Source organism: Halomonas sp. DP5N14-9, assembly GCF_019802175.1.
In the GTDB taxonomy this organism is placed as follows: Bacteria; Pseudomonadota; Gammaproteobacteria; order Pseudomonadales; family Halomonadaceae; genus Halomonas; species Halomonas litopenaei.
In genome coordinates this window covers 119712-136417 of record NZ_JAHVHR010000018.1, presented here as the reverse complement: position 1 = coordinate 136417, position 16706 = coordinate 119712, and the positions used below count along the sequence as shown (strand labels likewise).

11 protein-coding genes and 1 tRNA gene are annotated in these 16706 nt (G+C 65.3%); 5 read left to right on the top strand and 7 right to left on the bottom strand.

From position 1 onward, the window contains the following. Positions 1 to 90 precede the first annotated feature (90 nt). The 7 genes from recD to KUW00_RS10890 form a co-directional block, all read right to left on the bottom strand. Entirely contained in the window at positions 91 to 2328 is a 2238-nt protein-coding gene (gene recD / locus KUW00_RS10915; RefSeq protein WP_222569062.1) for an exodeoxyribonuclease V subunit alpha, read from the bottom strand. Next, on the bottom strand, positions 2325 to 6284 hold the full coding sequence (recB, locus tag KUW00_RS10910) for an exodeoxyribonuclease V subunit beta (RefSeq protein WP_222569061.1): 3960 nt from the start codon (positions 6282 to 6284) through the stop codon (positions 2325 to 2327). The genes recD and recB overlap by 4 nt, the downstream gene beginning before the upstream one ends. Then, positions 6281 to 10003 carry an exodeoxyribonuclease V subunit gamma gene (recC, locus tag KUW00_RS10905; protein WP_222569060.1) on the bottom strand — a complete coding sequence of 1241 codons (3723 nt, stop codon included), beginning with the start codon at positions 10001 to 10003 and terminating at the stop codon, positions 6281 to 6283. The genes recB and recC overlap by 4 nt, the downstream gene beginning before the upstream one ends. Positions 10004 to 10275: 272 nt before the next feature. After that, positions 10276 to 10410 (bottom strand): hypothetical protein, encoded by a 135-nt coding sequence (locus tag KUW00_RS22400; RefSeq protein ID WP_261392106.1) that lies wholly within the window; start codon positions 10408 to 10410, stop codon positions 10276 to 10278. 210 nt (positions 10411 to 10620) lie between these two features. Further along, positions 10621 to 10842, bottom strand: a complete 222-nt coding sequence (locus KUW00_RS10900) for a hypothetical protein (protein ID WP_124804712.1) — start codon at positions 10840 to 10842, stop codon at positions 10621 to 10623. Positions 10843 to 11062: 220 nt separating this feature from the next. After that, positions 11063 to 11422 (bottom strand): hypothetical protein, encoded by a 360-nt coding sequence (locus KUW00_RS10895; protein WP_108133728.1) that lies wholly within the window; start codon positions 11420 to 11422, stop codon positions 11063 to 11065. A 580-nt stretch (positions 11423 to 12002) separates the two neighbouring features. Beyond that, positions 12003 to 12079, bottom strand: a tRNA-Pro gene (locus KUW00_RS10890). Positions 12080 to 12284: 205 nt separating this feature from the next. On the opposite strand from KUW00_RS10890, the gene KUW00_RS10885 reads away from it, so the two are divergent. The 5 genes from KUW00_RS10885 to ctaD all read left to right on the top strand — a co-directional run bounded on the left by KUW00_RS10885 (position 12285) and on the right by ctaD (position 16706). Beyond that, complete coding sequence (locus KUW00_RS10885; RefSeq protein ID WP_045991507.1) at positions 12285 to 12638, top strand: CidA/LrgA family protein; 354 nt, start codon at positions 12285 to 12287, stop codon at positions 12636 to 12638. Beyond that, positions 12638 to 13366 carry an LrgB family protein gene (locus KUW00_RS10880; protein ID WP_045991506.1) on the top strand — a complete coding sequence of 243 codons (729 nt, stop codon included), beginning with the start codon at positions 12638 to 12640 and terminating at the stop codon, positions 13364 to 13366. Before KUW00_RS10885 ends, KUW00_RS10880 begins: the two co-directional genes overlap by 1 nt. A gap of 75 nt (positions 13367 to 13441) precedes the next feature. After that, positions 13442 to 13615, top strand: a complete 174-nt coding sequence (locus KUW00_RS10875; RefSeq protein ID WP_083970217.1) for a DUF2970 domain-containing protein — start codon at positions 13442 to 13444, stop codon at positions 13613 to 13615. 129 nt (positions 13616 to 13744) lie between these two features. Next, positions 13745 to 14863 (top strand): cytochrome c oxidase subunit II, encoded by a 1119-nt coding sequence (gene coxB, locus KUW00_RS10870; RefSeq protein WP_124804713.1) that lies wholly within the window; start codon positions 13745 to 13747, stop codon positions 14861 to 14863. A 211-nt stretch (positions 14864 to 15074) separates the two neighbouring features. Beyond that, on the top strand, positions 15075 to 16706 hold the full coding sequence (ctaD, locus tag KUW00_RS10865) for a cytochrome c oxidase subunit I (protein ID WP_222569059.1): 1632 nt from the start codon (positions 15075 to 15077) through the stop codon (positions 16704 to 16706).

Genomic DNA, 16706 nt, shown 5'->3' with positions numbered 1-16706 from the left:
CGTTGGCGCTGTGAGGATGCGGCTTTCTGTCGATGGGCAGCATCTCTGGGCTACTGAACCGGAACAATATGCCGAGCGATTTTGCAGGGCCTATGTTTCGGGCGACTGAAACAGCCGACTCTGACGCGCAATCCGTCGTTCGATGGCCTTGGCCAGCACCACGTCGCTTGCGCTGAGCAGGGTGAAGGTCTTCTTGGCGCGGGTGACGGCGGTGTAGACCAGTTCGCGGGTCAGGATCGGCGACAGGGTGTCCGGCATCACCAGGGCGGTATGGACGAACTCCGAGCCCTGGGACTTGTGCACCGTCATGGCGAATACCGTCTCGACCCGCTGCAGCCGGCTGGGCAGCACCCAGCGGATGCCGCCCTGGCCGTCACCGGCAGGAAAGGCCACGCGCAGGGTGGTACCGGCCTCGGGGTTGGCGAACTCCACCGGCACCTTGAGGGCAATGCCGATATCTCCGTTCATCAGCTTGAGCGCGTAGTCGTTGCCGGTGACCAGCACCGGGCGGCCTTCGTACCAGTGGGTGCTGTGATCCGGCTTGTCGATCAGTCCGGCTCGCGCCAGCGCCTGCTCGATGCGCTGATTGAGCGATTCGACCCCGTAGTGGCCGGCGCGCAGCGGCGTCAGCAACTGGAACTGGGTGTGGGCCTCGAGGATGGCAGAGGCCCAGCGGTCCCACTCGGCTCGCTCGGATGACAGCGACGGGCGTGGCCGCAGCAGACCGCTTTGCTCGAGTGCGCCAGCTTCCGGGGTGTCGGGACGCGGGGTGATGGCGCCCAGATAGAAGCGATAGCCCCAGGCCGCGTCCTGGCCTCGGCCATCCAGCGCCAGGGTCATCAGGCGCCGCTCGTTGGCGCGGGGCAGGGCCTGGCGTTGCGCCTGGGGAAAGGCGGTGTCGTCCAGCACCGCGAGCGCCCGCCGGCTGTCGCCGGCGTTGATGGCGCGGGCAAGCTGGCCGATACCGCTGGCGTCATCGAAGCGAAAGGAGTGGCGCAGCATGGCGACGGACTGATCCAGCGCTCGGCCGTCGCCGTCGTGCAGGGCCTCGGGCAACGACAGCCCGGTAGCCGCTTCGAGCCAGTCGCTGACGTCGCGGCGATAGTGGCCCTGTTCGGCCCGGGCGCACAGGTTGCCGAGCACCGCGCCGGCTTCCACCGAGGCGAGCTGGTCCTTGTCGCCGAGCAGCACCAGGCGTGCACGGGGCGGCAGGGCGTCGAGCAGTGCCGCCATCATGTCGATGTCGACCATCGACGCCTCGTCCACCGCCACCATGTCCAGCGGCAGAGGGTTGAGGCGATGATGATGGAAGTGACGGGTATCGGGTCGGGCGCCGAGCAGCCGGTGCAGGGTCGAGACCTCGTGGGGAATCGAGGCGCGCACCTGGGCGGCGTCCGGCAGCGGCAGTTCGTCGAGGGCGGCGATCTGGTCGCGAATGGATTCGCTGAGTCGCGCCGCCGCCTTGCCGGTGGGGGCGGCCAGGCGTATCGCCAGGGGGGCGCCGCGCTCAGCGATGGCCTGGGTCTGCAACAGCGCCAGCAGGCGGATGACGGTGGTGGTCTTGCCGGTGCCGGGGCCGCCGGTGATCACCGCGAAAGGGGCGCGTGCGCCCAGCGCACAGGCGAGCTTCTGGGAGGCGGCCTGGTCGGCACGCGGATCGGACGGGGGAAACAGCGTATCCAGCACCGGACGCAGGCGGGCGGCGTCACCGTCGGCGGTCGGATGATCCTCGGTTGGAGCGTCCTCGGCTGGATGATCCTTGGTTGGAGTGCCGGGCGTCGACAGCCGCGCGGCGATGGCGTTGGCGACCCGCTGTTCGTTGCGCCAGTAGCGGCGTAGATAGAGGCGCTCTGCCTCCAGTACCAGAGGACTGGCGCCTGGGCCTTGCGCCACCGCCGACCAGCGCTGAAGCCGGTTTGCCCAGTCGTCGCCGAGACGGCCGAGCAGGGCCTCCGGCGGGGGCGGGGCGGCGTCGTCACGTGCCACGTCGCGAGCGACGGCGATCAGTGTCTCGGGCTGGCGGCGGGCCGGATTCAGATCCAGCAGCAGATGCCCCTGGCCGGCCTGGTGGCTGACCAGCATGGCCGCCAGCAGGCAGCTGGCGTCGCCGTCCGGGGCGAGCCTGGCCAGCCGATGTGGCAGCGCCGCGTCCAGATCTCGGATCCAGCCGTACTCGGCCCAGGCAAACAGCAGCGACAGCAGCGCCTCGGGGTCGGCCAGTGCCTGCTCCGGGGTGGCAAAGGGCGAGGACGGCAGGGCGGTCGAGGCTGCATCGCCCGGTGTCTCGCCCTTCCCCTCGCGGTGTACCTCAGGGTTAGCCTCGCTCATGCCATTGCCTCCCCGCTGGTGTCATTGCCATGGCCGGTGGCGCTGTCATGGGTTGCTCTCGCGGCGTGGCCCGCCTGTCCGGCCAGGATATCGTCGAGTGCCTCGATAAAGGCTCGGGGCGGCTTGATCGCGGCGACGCCGCGCGAGGGCGCGGTAATACCGCGCAGAAAGACCAGCATGGCCCCTCCAACGTGGCGGTCATAGTCATAGTCCGGCAGGCTCTGGCGCAGGTGGCGATGCAGTGCCACCAGGTAGAGCGCAAGCTGCATGTCGTAGCGCTTGTCGAGCATGGCGGCGCGCATGGCGTCCTGGTGGTAGGCGTCATCGTCCGGACCCAGCCAGTTGGATTTCCAGTCGATGATATAGAAGCGTCCCTGATGCTCGGCCAGGAGGTCGATAAAGCCCTTGAGCAGGCCGTTGAGGCGCTGATAGCCCAGTTGGGGCCTGGGCACTCCGGGAAACAGATGCTGGCGGGTGAGCTTGTCCATGGCCGGGGTGATGGCGTCATGGGTGGCGAACCAGAAGTCGGGCTCGGCGCGGTAGCGCTCAAGGCTCGCCAGCACCGGCCCATCGTCGGCATCCTCGCCGTCGGGGCGCTCTTGTGTGGTCGAGGTCAAGGGCGTGGTCAGCCAGCGATGGATGCCGTCGGTCAGCGCCTGGGTGTGTGCTTCCCAGCCGCGGCGGCGGCAGCGTTGGGCCAGGCGGGCGAGCAGGCCTGCATCATCAAGCGCGCTGTCAAAGCCGTGCTCGGCCAGCGCTTCCAGCACGCCGTGCAGGAAGGTGCCCGGGCCAGGGCCCCGCGGGAAGGCGTGCAGGGTACCGGGCTCGGGGGCGCCGGCTTCTCGCGCCGCGGGCACCAGGCGGGCGTCCAGATGCTCTTCCTCCAGCACTTCGGCCTCGGGTGTCTCGGGGGCGGTGGCTCCCTTCTGTGCAAGCGAGGAGTAACTCGCGATCCACCAGGGGGCAAAGGGGCTGTGGCTGGGCGTGCGCGCGCCCTTGGTGGCGAGCTCGGTGGTGACCGGGTGGTACTGGATCTGGGGGCTATCACTGCTGGCGTCGATGGCGTCCAGGGCGATGGCGTCGAAGCCCCCGCTCATGGCCTCCCAGCGCTCTCGCAGGTTTGTCAGGTCAGGGATCGCCTCGCCGCCGGCCAGCAGATAGCCCAGCGCCGACTTGTGCAGGGTGGCGCTCCTGGCGTTGCCGAGCTTGAGGGGGGCAAGGCCAACGAAGGTGGCGTGGCGCGCTCGGGTCAAGGCGACGTACAGAAGCCGTACCTCCTCGGACAGTCGTTCGTCGTCGGCCAGCTCAAAGCCCTCCTTGGCCATCTCCTTCTTGGCCGCCAGTTCGAGCAGCGGCTGGTCGTCGACGTGGTACAGGGGCGTGCCGGACTGGCCGCTGATCTCCTTGTAGGTGCACAGGAACGGCAGGCACACCAGCGGATACTCGAGCCCCTTGGACTTGAAAATGGTCACCACCTGGATCAGGTCGGCGTCGCTTTCCAGGCGCAGGATCTGCTCGTCGTGGCCAGGGTCGTCGAGGTGTTCGGCGAGCACGCGAATCAGGGCGTGGTCGCCGTCCAGGGTGTCGCTGGCCTGCTGGGCCCATTCGGCCAGATGCAGCAGGTTGGTCAGGCGACGCTGGCCCTGGTGGGCGCCGAGCAGTCGCTCGGGGATCCGGTAGTCGTGCAGCAGTTGGCGCAGCGCCGGCAGTACGCCCCGACGCTGCCAGCGCAGGCGGTAGCCAAGAAAGCGCTCCTGCACCCGCTCCCAGGCGGTCTCGTCGCGTTGCAGCCGGTCGAGCTCGGCTAGTCCCAGGCCCAGGGTGGCGGTGGCCAGGGCCGTGCGCAGGGGCGATACCGACTCCGGGTTGGCCATGGCCTTGAGCCAGTGATGCAGGTCGCGGGCCTCGGCGGTGGCGAAGACGCTGTCCCGATCCGACAGGTAGACGCTGGCCAGGCCGCGCTCGCTCAAGGCGTTGCGGATGGCGCTGGCCTCGCTGCGATCGCGCACCAAGATGGCGATATCGCCGGCCTTCAGCGGAGTGAGCTTGCTGTCACCGGCGTTCCTTGAGGTGGCGAAACCGGCACTTGGAGTGCCGTCGCCAGGACTGGCCTGATTGAGCCAGTCGGCAATGCGGTCGGCGCAGTGGCGGGAGGCCTCGCGCAGGTAGCCTTCCTTGTTGAGACAGCCGTTGTCCTTGTTGCCGTCGGCGATCAGCCAGCCGGTCAGCGCGGCGGCGGGCTTGCCATCCAGGCACAGGGTTTCCTTGCGACCGTTGGCGCCGACCGATTGAAAGGGCAATGGATTGTGGTCGTCGGCGGCGAAGCGGAAGGCGGCGCGGGGGTGGCGCTGCTCGGCGAACGCGAACAGCCGGTTGACCGCTGCCACGGCGGCCTGGCTCGAGCGGAAGTTGGTGTCGAGGCTGTGGTGATGCCCGAGGGTGGCGTGACGGGCGCCCAGGTAGGTGTAGATGTCGCCGCCGCGAAAGCCGTAGATCGCCTGCTTGGGATCACCGATCAGGATCAGCGCCGTGGCGTCATGGTCAGGGGTGCCTGGCTCAGCGGTGGGCGCATCGCCGATACGATAGACCCGCTCGAAGATGCGGTACTGGGCCGGATCGGTATCCTGGAACTCGTCGATCATGGCCACCGGGAACTGCTGGCGAATGCGCCGTGCCAGGGTCTCGCCACCGTCGCCGTCCAGGGCGCCGGCCAGTCCGGTGATCATATCGTTGAAACCCATCTGGGCGTTGGCCTCGAGCTGCTCGGACAGCCGCTGGCTGACCCAGTCGCGGGCATCCGCCAGCACCTGGGGGTAGAGCTCGCGCTGCAGGGTCTCGACCTGCTCGTCGTTGTCGCGACACGCCTCCAGGGCCTCGAACAGGCCAAGCTCGGGCACCTCGGTGCCCTTTTTTACCCGCAGCTTGGAGCGCGCGAGCTTCTGCACGAAGCTTGCCTCGGCAAGGGGCAGCTTGCCGATTGCCCAGTTGTCGAGCTGTTCCAGCCAGCCGTCGAAGGTGTCGTCGTCATCCTTGCCGCGAAAGCTGCCGCCGTGCATCGCCGGGCGCAGCGTGCGCAGGCAGTCGTGCACCGCCTCCTTCTCATCCAGGTAGGCGCGGCGGGCGGCCTCTTCCAGCCTGTCGGCGCTCCCACGGGCGTCGCTGAACTGGGAAAGGTGGGCGCCGAAATCGCCAGCGGCCAACGGCTCGCCGCAGAAGACCAGGCTGGCGTCCTCCCGGCTTAGCAGGTTGCGCAGCGCCTTGTTCAGCCCCTGGGGCGAGCCGAACAGCTCGACCATGGACGCGGCCAGGGGTTCGTCGAGGGGGTAGACGCGAGTGCGCCAGTAGTCGGTAACCGCCTCCTGGGTCATCTCGCCGAGATCCTTGACCACCTCCTGGCGAAACAGCTTGCCGCTGTCGAAGGCGTGCTCCTTGAGCATTCGCTGACACCAGCTGTGGATGGTCGAGATGGCGGCGTCGTCCATCCATTCGGCGGCAAGCATCAGTCGCCGGGCGCAGGCGGGCCAGGCGTCGCGCTCGAAGTCGTCGCGCAGCGCGGCCAATAGCGGGTCGCGTTCGGCGAGGCCGTCGTCCGCGGCCGAGCCGTCGTCCCTGTCGCCGGCGCGAAAGGCCTCGGCGGCCTGGACCAGGCGCGCCCGGATACGATCGCGCAGCTCCTGGCTTGCGGCCTCGGTAAAGGTCACCACCAAGATGTCCGGCGGCACCAGCGGCTGACTGAAGCCATTGTCACGTCGACTCGCCGGGTTGTCGGGCTGGCCGTGGCCCAGCACCAGACGCACGTAGAGCAGCGCGATGGTGAAGGTCTTGCCGGTGCCGGCGCTGGCCTCGATCAACTGGCTGCCCTGCAGCGGCAGCGCCAATGGCAGCGGCGTCTGGCCGGCGTTGTCCGGGGAAGGCGGCTGGTCGTCGGTGGAGAAAAGGTCGGACGGCAGGCTCATGCGGATTCCTTCCCGGTGGTGGCGTTACTCTTGCCCGATGCTTTGTCAGAACCCTTGCGAGCGCTGCGCGCGGTGCTGATCCAGCCATGCAGGTCGGCGTAGAGCTCACGGCAGGCCTCGGCAAAGCCCTCGGCGCCGATCAGCTCGTCGAGGCTTGGAAATTCACGCAGCAGCAGCGGGCTTCGCTCCGGCAGTTTTTCCCAGGCCTGCTCCCAGGCCTTGCGCAATGTAGCTGACGTCTGGGCGTCTGCCGGTGGCCAGGCTGCATCCTCTGCCACGGGGTATTCCTCGAGCAGAGCAAAGGCGATGTCGGGGTGGCAAGGCGTGGCCCCCTGCATGGCGGCAAGCCAGCAGCTCATCAGTGCATCCAGGCGTCTTGCGGCCTGTTCGCGGGGCATGCCGGGGATCTCCAGCACGCCGCTGGGTGATACCAGATGGCTCGGCGAATTCGGGTAGAGGCACTGCAGCGCCAGGTGCGCCGGCCAGTGACGCAGAATCTGGCTCCAGTGAAAATGCTCGCCCTGGTGGATCTGGCTGGTCAACAGCACGATGCGGGCCACCTCACTCGCGCCCGCATCCGCATCCGCATCGCCCTCGTCGCTGGCCCCGGAGGAGGGGGCAGAGTCGGTCGCGTGCAGGTGGGACAGGGCGTCTTCCAGTACCAGGGTCTCATTCGAGTCGGACAAGGGAAGGCGACTGTCGTGGCGAAGCTGCGGTGCCCGCTGCAGCGAGCGCGGGTAGCGCTCTAGCAGTTCGCGGTAGTGGTCGAGAGCGTCGGGGATTCGCTCCAGCAACTGGCGGCGGATCACCGGGCCCACCGGTGGCGGCGGGTAGTGGCCGGCGCGTTGCTGGCGCTGGACCTGGCGTTCGATCAACAGGGCGGGGTCGCAGGCGCGGTCGTGGGCCAGACGCTGGCCTAGCGGCTGCACCAGGGCCTCGCGCTGCTGCCAGCGGGCGAGGCCGGCGAAGGCGAAGGGTTCGTCGTCGTCGCTCAGCGTCTGTTCGTCGCGCATGCTGGTGGACAGGCGCTGCTGGAACAGGGCGCTGACGGGATCGCGCAGCAGGCCGGAAAGCTGCGACAGGCCGATGGCGCCTTCGGGGCGCCAGGGCGGCAGCGCCTCATCGGCTGAGGTGGCCGTCATCGGGTCCGGGTGACGTGAATCACGCTGGTGCAGGGGCTGCCACTCGTCTGCATAGGTATAAAGCGGCGAGTCCGCCAGGAAGTAGCCGGCGCCGAAGGGCTGCAGCGGGTGCTCGGTGGTCAGGGCGGTGAGCAGGCCCTCGGCCATCTGCTGCTCTTCGGCCAGCGAGCGCTCATCGTGGGGCGGTTGGTCGGGAAGGCGCCAGCCCTTGCCAAGGTGGTCGCGCAGCTGGCCGACCAGCACGCTGGGCGGCTTCTCGCCGTTGTCCTGGGGGCTGCGTCCGCACCAGCTGATGGTCAGCCGGTCCCGCGCCGACAGCAGTGCCTCGAGGAACAGGTAGCGGTCGTCGTCACGCCGGGAGCGGTCGCCGGCGCGATAGTGCCCGCGCATGGCCATCAGGTCGAAGTCCATGGCCTCGGCGCGGCGCGGGTAGGCGCCGTCGCTCATGCCCAGCAGCACGACGTGGCGGAAGGGGATCGCGCGCATGGGCATCAGGGTGGCGAAGGTGATGCGGCCCATCATGAAGCTCTGGGACAGCTGGGGCTGGTCGATGCGCGAAAGCCAGCTTTCACGCACCACCGCCAGCGGCAGACGGATGCCGACCTCGGCCGAGTCGACCTCCTCGTGCCAGGTCTCGAGCGCCGCCTGGATGCGTCCGAGCAAGGCCTCTTCGGCACTGGAGCCGGGGGCCAGGGTGCGCTCCAGCATGGTTCCCAGAACCTGGTCCCATTGGCTGGCCGTCTTGGGTTCGATCAGGCTCTGACGAACCTCGTCGAGGGTCATGATCAGCCGGTACAGCGGACCCACCAGGGTGGCGTCGAGGCCGGCGACTTCGTCGTAAGGCACGATGTCGCCCCAGTCCTCGCCGTCGTCGCCGGCCTCGCCCACGGCGTAGCCCATCAGCATGCGCTCGAGGCCGAAGCGCCAGGTGTGCAGCTCGTCGTGTTCCGGCAGGCCGAGTTCGGCTCGCTGGGAAGCATCGAGGCCCCAGCGTACGTTGGCTTCGCGAATCCAGCGTTGCAGGGTGGATAGGTCACCCTCGCCAAGGCCAAAGCGCGTGCGGATGGCCGGGATGTCCAGCAGGTCGAGGATCTCGCTGGCGCGAAAACGCAGACGCGGCAGCGACAGCAGGGTCTCCAGTGCCACCAGCATGGGTTCGCGATGGCGTTCCTGCTGGTCGGCCACGTGGTAGGGCAGGTGGCGCTTCTCGCCCGGGGCGAACTGGCCGAATACCGCGTCGATATAGGGCGCGTAGTCGTTGATGTCCGGCACCATCACCATCACGTCCCTGGGTTCGAGAGTCGCATCCTCGGCGAACGCCTCGAGCAGCTGGTCGTGCAGAACCTCCAGTTCACGCTGAGGGCTGTGGCAGATGTGAAAACGGATCGAGTGGTCGTGCTCGGGATCAAGCGCTGGCCACTCGGCCTGGGTCTCCGCCAGCGGGCGCAGGTTGAGGATGTCGTCCTGCAGCTGGCCCAGCAGGGTGTCGGTGGGCGGCGCGAGGAACAGATCCACCGAGTCGTCGAGCAGGGCGCTCAACGCCTCCACGTCGGTGTGGTCATGTTCGCTGAGCAGCTGCAGGTAGTCGCGGCCCTGCTTGCCCCATGCTGCCAGCAGCGGATGGGCGTGTAGATGCAGCTGTTCGAGCGAGTGGTGAAGCTCCGCCGGCATGCCCTGGCGACGGCGCTGGCGCACGTGGCGGCGCAGTACCTCCTGGGTCTCGATGATCTCGCCCCAGTAGAACTGGCAGGGGTTGAGCAGACACAGCACCACCTCGCTGATGCTGGACAGGGCGGCCAGCACCTCCAGGGTCTGCTGGGGCAGCGACGAAATGCCGAACACCACGATACGCGGCGGTATTTCCGGGGGGCAGGCCGTCTCGCCCTGTTCGACCTCGCGGGTCAGCTGCTCGGCGGCCCGCTTGAAGCGCTGGTGCACGGCGCCGCGGTGACTGTGGCGCTGGTCGGCGGGCAAGGCGTCGCTGATCCTGCGCCACAGGGCCGGCTGCCAGCGCTGGTCATCGGGGACCGCTGCGACGCGGTTACCGGGCAGGGTGAGCACATCGTTCCCGGCCTCCCAGGCGGTGAGCCAGTCGGCGCGATAGACCTGGTACTGATCGAACAGGTCAGCCAGGCGCTCGGCCAGCTGGTAACGCTTGCGCTGCTCATCGTCCTCGCGCAGGTAGCGCGCCAGCGGCTCGAACAGAGGGTCGTCCAGGGCTTCGGGCAGCAGCTTCATCAGGTGCCAGCGCAGGCGACTCTTGTCCCAGGGGGAGGTGGTCGGCACCTGCCCCGAGCCTTCCACCGCCTCGATCACCGCGCGGTAGGCCTGCCACTGAAAGCGCGCGGGCAGGGCAACGTCGGTGCCGAGACAGACGCCGTAGCCCGGTTCGCCCTGGCGCTCGGCGATCGAGGTCTTGAGCCACTGGGCGATACCGTTGCTTTGCACCAGAAAAAGGGTGCGTGCCAGCGGATGCAGCGGGCGTCGTCCCAGCCACTTCAGGGTCAGATCACGCAGATCCTCCATACGGTTGCCCTGCAGGACGATCAAGCCCGAGGCGGCGGTGGTATCGGTCATGGCGAGTTCTCTGTACTGCGTGAAGGCGTGGCAGCCCGAGGCGGTGACGGCGCTAGCTTGAGCAGAACACGCATCGCTATCGTCGGGACGTCTCGGCATAGCCTAATGGATGCGGCGGCGGGGATCACCATCACCGGATGACCACAGTGTCTGGTCGTAGACGGGCGTCATCTATTGGCCAACATCGCAAGGTAGGCCTCGTCTGTGATGAAGCGGCGTTTCGATGGGGGTGAGCAAATGTCGGCCTCGGCCGAGGGGCGCTTTGCCGAGCACTACCGAGATGGCAACAGTTCATCGACCGGGGCGATATAGCGGCAAGCCGGGTCGTAGCGCTTTATCAGGCCATCGGCGGGCAACCGTTCAGTCGGCCAGCGCCAAAGATCGATAGTGAGCAGGTAGCGCTTCATGGATGATTTCCATCAAACAACGCTTCGATGACGTCCTCTTCCAGCGGAGCATCCCAGCCAGCCTCCGCCTCGATACGACCCTTGGTCAGTCCATAGAGCTCATTCAGGCCAAATCCTCGATCTTTCAAGGCTTCAATGCGTGCAACCGGCTTCCCGTTCTTGCAGATCAGTACCTCCTGCCCGCGCTGAGCGGCAGCGATCCCGGAGTCCTTATCGAGAGTCCCGATTTCTGACCACGAACCACAGCCAGATAGCGACACTCAGCGACAGATAGACCACCAGCGGAAGGGCGAGAAACAGCGCCAGCACCTTGATCGAGAAACCTTCCTTGAAAAAGTAGACGATCAGCAGCAGCGGGAAGATGCTGGCAACCAGCAGCGGCCCAGCCTCACGCCGTATCCACTGGACGACCGCGGTGGTCTTGTTGCGCATAAGCGTCCTCTGGTGGTCGTGGTTGGTGTTGCAGGAACAGCCGGAGCACCACTGACGACATCTTCCTGCCGGTGATGTCGGCGACGTTGTGCCAGTGATCTTCGCAGGGACTACAACGAGATGGTGACTCGCCTGGCTGCGCGCCTTCAGGGCGTCGAAGAAAGGCCGTCGGCGCACGTGTAATCCTGCAGGCGCTACCGACGGCCTGCTGCATCGCAGATCAGAGCATCTCTTCGATGTTGTTGATGGTGGGTTCGAGAATCAGCTCGCCTGTGCCCTGTTGCACCACGCGATTGGGTTCGATGAAGCAGGTCACCAGGCACCTGGCGCTTTCACCACCATCAGAGATGGTGAAGGTCTTCTTGGTGGAGACAACCCTGCCCTGCACAAAGACCAGGCTGGTTTTTTCGCCTTCCTCCGCCGTGAAGGGAAGCTCGATCAGATCATCGGTAGCTGGAACTTCCTGCAAGGAGTCGATCTGGTGCTCCGGCATTTCCAGTGGCGTGGGTTTCAGCAACAGTGGCTCTAGGGACTTGGTGTTCAGGGAGTCCGTAAGCTGAAACATCAGTCGGTAGTTCATGTCAGTTCCTGATTGGTGTCGTGAGACGCAGCCACTGCTGTGCGTCGATTTCCTGCCGGCCATTCCTGCTCGCCCTGGCGGCTGCTCGAGACGAGCAGGTCTACCCCGTCTGCTGCCTTGTATCCGTTGGCCGGCAGATGTCGGGTATGGAACGCCAGAGAATTCAACCATTTGTCGAATAAGATCAGGCTAATATATAGCATTGGTAATATCCGATCGCCAGCACTTTACGGTGAGGGTTCGATGCGGCGGCTGGCGGTATAGAGGCACTGAGCGCAGGTCGCGGTAGCACCCTCGGTCCCGCAGGGGCATCGGCTCCAGACAGCGCGATGTAACGGCGCCACGAGGAGGAAAAAGCGAGAAGGGTGAAAGTAGCAAGTGGGCCGAGTGGATAGTGCAGGAGATAGTGCTGTCGATAGCGGAGTAAAAAGCGGAGTGGATAGCGGTGTAAAAAAGCGGAGTGGGGCAGTTCAGGCGGTGCCCATGCTTGTGTGCCCTACGCGACAAGAAGGGGGTGGCGAACACAACGAAAAACGGCCACCGCTCTGATGAGCAAGGTGACCGTCATTCTTGAATTCAGTGGTCGGAGCGACAGGATTCGAACCTGCGACCTTTGCAACCCCATTGCAACGCGCTACCAAGCTGCGCCACGCTCCGACTTGGCCTATGGGTTGTGTGACCGTCTGGCCTGTCCCCCGAAGACGAGGCGTATACTAGCGCGTTCATTTCAAAATGAAAAGCCCCTTTTGCGCTTTTATTTCAATTGGTTGGAAATTGACCAGTCCCGGGCGTCAGCGCTGCCCACTTTGTCCGTGCTCTGACACACTATTGGTAGGCAATGGGACACGAGGAGGACCAGGGAATGCCGCTGATTCTGGGAATGAGTCTACTGCTGGCGTGTCAGTTCGCTGGTGAGTTGATCGCGCGGGGGCTGACGTTACCGATACCCGGGCCGGTGATCGGAATGGTGATTCTGCTGATCGGGCTGTCGATTCGCGGCAAGGTGCCGAAGAGCCTGCGTACGACAGGGGAAGGTCTGCTGCGTTACCTGACGCTTCTGTTTGTGCCTGCGGGTGTCGGGCTAATGGTGCATGGCCGCCTGATCGCCGATGACTGGCTCGCCATCGCGGCGACGCTGGTGCTGTCCACGGCCCTGACCCTGGCGGTCACCGCCTGGGTCATGGCAAGGCTGGCTGCTCGCCGGGGAGGTCAGTAATGGATGTGGCCGAACTCGATGAGCTATGGGTCTATCTGTCTGGCAATCCGCTGTTGTCGCTGCTGGTCACGCTGTTGGCCTTCGCCCTGGCGGTGCGCATCAACAAGTGGCTGGGCGGCACGCCGCTGCTTCACGCGGTAACCCTGAGTATTGCCCTCATCATCTCCTTCCTGCTGGTCACCGGGATCGACTACGCCACCTACTTCGAGGGCGCCCAGTTCATCCACTTTTTGCTGGGGCCCGCCACGGTGGCGCTGGCCATCCCGCTGTATGACCATCGCGAGCGGGTGCGTCAGTTACTGCTGCCGCTGTTGGTAGCTTGCGGCGCGGGTATCGTGACCGCGGTGGCCTCGACCCTTGGCATTGCGCTGTTGTTCGGGGCGGCGCCAGAAACCGTGCTGTCGTTGGCGCCGCGCTCGGTAACGTCGCCCATCGCCATGGGGGTGGCGGAGAAGATAGGCGGTATTCCGTCACTGGCGGCGGGGCTTGTGTTGATTACCGGCTCCATCGGCTGTGCGCTGGGGCCGTTCATCTTTCGTCTACTCGGCATCAAGGACCCGGTGATCCAGGGTTTTACCATGGGGCTCTCCGCCCACGGCTTTGGTACGGCCCAGGCGTTCGCCAAGCTGGGAGCCATGGCCGGCGCCTTCTCTGGCCTTGCCATGGGACTGACGGGCTTGATCACCGCCTTTTTGCTGCCGCTGATTGTGGCGATATTCGGACTCTGACCTTCGTCTAATGCGCAACGCAAATTGTCTCCGGCTGAACTATGGTCAAGCGAAGGGATTGGGCCGGAGGTCAAGATGTGGAAGACCATCAAGTCGGTACTCGCCGCGTTTTTCGGCGTGCAACGCGAGTCCCGGCGTCAGGAAGACTTCACCACCGGCAAGGCGTCCAGCTTTATCGTCGTAGGCATCCTCATGGGGGTGCTGTTTGTCGTGATTCTGATCGTGATCGCCACCCTGGCGGCGGGTTGAGTGACCCGTTGGCAGGGTGGCGTCTTGCGTTGACGGCTCGGCCCGCTACAGGCGGGGCAGTGACCAGGCTCTTCTATACTCGAGCCATTGGCGAGCGAACAAGATAACAACGAGCTCCAGGAGGCATCGATGCGCATGCGGCATGTGTGGATGACTGCGGGAACGCTGTTCGCAGGACTCGGAGGGCACCTCCAGGCGTCCGACTGGAACATGCCGGTCGGGGTGACGGACGTCAGTCGTGAGGTGTATTCGCTGCACATGACGATCTTCTGGATCTGCGTGATCATTGGCGTGGTGGTCTTCGGCGCCATGTTCTACTCGCTGTTCCGCTATCGTCACTCCCAGGGCGCCAAGGCCGCCAAGTTCCATGAGCACACCACCGTCGAGGTGATCTGGACGGCCCTGCCGTTGCTCATTCTGGTCGGCATGGCAGTGCCGGCTACCGCCACGCTCAAGAAGATGTACGACGCCTCCGACGCCGACCTGGATGTGATGGTGACCGGCCAGCAATGGCGCTGGCACTACAGCTACCTGGGTGAAGATGTCGACTTTACCTCCAACCTTGCGACCCCCCGCGAGCAGATCTCCGGCGAGAGCGAGAAGGGGGAAAACTATCTACTCGAAGTCGATGAACCACTGGTGCTGCCGGTGGGCAAGAAGGTACGCCTGCTGCTGACCGCCGACGACGTCATCCACTCATGGTGGGTGCCCGAACTGGCGGTCAAGCAGGACGCGGTGCCAGGCTTCGTCAACGAAAACTGGGTGCGCATCAACGAGCCCGGCATCTATCGCGGCCAGTGCGCGGAACTCTGCGGCAAGGATCACGGTTTCATGCCAGTGGTGGTCGAGGCGGTCGAGCAGGAGCAGTTCGATACCTGGTTGGCCGAGCGCAAGGCCGCCGCTGCCCAGGAGGCCCAGGGGGTGGATCGCGAGTGGTCCATGGACGAACTGATGGAGCGTGGCGAGCAGGTCTACGGCTCCATCTGCGCCTCCTGTCACCAGGCCGATGGTAGTGGCCTGCCGCCTGCCTTCCCGGCGCTGGCGGGCAACCAGGCACTGCTGGACGAGCCGGAGCGCCATCTGGATACCGTCGTCAATGGTGTCTCGGGTACCGCCATGCCGGCCTTCCGCACCACCCTGAATCCGGTGGAGATCGCCGCCGTCATCACCTACGAACGCAACGCCTGGGGTAATGAGACAGGCGAGGTGACCCAGCCGGCCGATATCGCCGACATGCTGTCCGAGTAGCCGGACGAACGGCTGTCGGGATCGCGATTGGAGCAGCCGTTCAGGTGCCGGGAAATGCAAGCACAAGAGATGAACGAGCAAGGGAATAGCGAACAAGGGATGGTCGACGAACGACCAGTCCGAGCAACCGGGGGCTCTCAGGAGTCACGTTGAACGCACCATCGACGCCCGCCAAGAGTCAGGCAGGCGGCCAACAGGGGAGATCTTCGCCATGGCGTCACTGCCTCCCAAGCATCGACTCGAGTCGTCGGCCTCCGAGGCCAGTTCGGCGGGACACGACGAGCATCACTATCGCCCAGGCGGTCTGATGCGCTGGGTACTGACCACCAATCACAAGGAGATCGGTACCCTTTATTTGATCTTCTCCTTGACCATGTTTCTGATCGGTGGGGTCTTCGCGCTGGTGGTGCGGGCCGAATTGTTCCAGCCCGGTCTTCAGCTGGTGCAGCCCGAGTTCTTCAACCAGATGACCACCATGCATGGCCTGATCATGGTGTTCGGCGCGGTGATGCCGGCCTTCGTCGGGCTGGCCAACTGGATGGTGCCGCTGCAGATCGGGGCGCCGGACATGGCGCTGCCGAGGCTCAACAACTTCAGCTTCTGGCTGCTGCCGATCGCCTTTACCCTGATGTTGAGTACGCTATTCATGCCGGGTGGGGCACCGAATTTCGGCTGGACCTTCTATGCGCCGCTGTCCACCACCTACGCGCCGCCGTCCACTACCTTCTTTATATTGTCGCTGCACATCGCCGGTATCAGCTCGATCCTGGGGGCGATCAATATCATCGCCACCATCCTGAACCTGCGCGCGCCGGGCATGCGCCTGATGGACATGACCCTGTTCGTCTGGACCTGGTTGATCACCGCCTTCCTGCTGATCGCGGTAATGCCGGTGCTGGCCGGGGTGGTCACCATGATGCTGATGGACATCAACTTCGGCACCAGCTTCTTCAATGCCGGTGGCGGTGGTGATCCGGTGCTGTTCCAGCATCTGTTCTGGTTCTTCGGGCATCCCGAGGTCTACATCATGATCCTGCCGGCCTTCGGCATCGTTTCGGTGATCATTCCGACGTTCGCCCGCAAGCGGCTGTTCGGCTATGCCTCCATGGTCTACGCCACCGCTTCCATCGCCATCCTGTCGTTTTTGGTGTGGGCGCACCACATGTTTGTGGTGGGGTTACCGTTGGTGGCGGAGCTGTTCTTCATGTACAGCACCATGCTGATCGCAGTGCCGACCGGGGTGAAGGTGTTCAACTGGATCACCACCCTGTTCCGGGGTTCGATCAGCTTCGAGCCGGCGATGCTGTTCGCCATCGCCTTTGTGGTGCTGTTCACCATCGGTGGCTTCTCGGGGCTGATGCTGGCGATCTCGCCGGCGGACTTCCAGTACCACGACACCTACTTCGTGGTGGCGCACTTCCACTACGTGCTGGTGCCCGGCGCGGTGTTCTCGATCATGGCGGCGGTCTACTACTGGCTGCCCAAGTGGACCGGCCACTACCCGCACCTGCGGCTGTCCCAGTGGCACTTCTGGCTATCGATCATCGGGGTCAATCTGACCTTCTTTCCGATGCACTTTTCGGGGCTTGCCGGCATGCCGCGACGGATTCCCGACTACTCGTTGCAGTTTGCCGACTTCAACATGCTCTCCAGTATCGGTGCCTTCATGTTCGGCTTCTCGCAGCTGTTGTTCGTGGTCATCGTGATCATGTGCGTGCGGGGCGGCAAGAAGGCGCCGGGCAAGGCCTGGGATGGCGCCGAGGATCTTGAATGGACGGTGCCGAGCCCGGCGCCTCTGCATACCTTCGAACACCCGCCCCAGTATCGGCCGGTGGAGCACTGA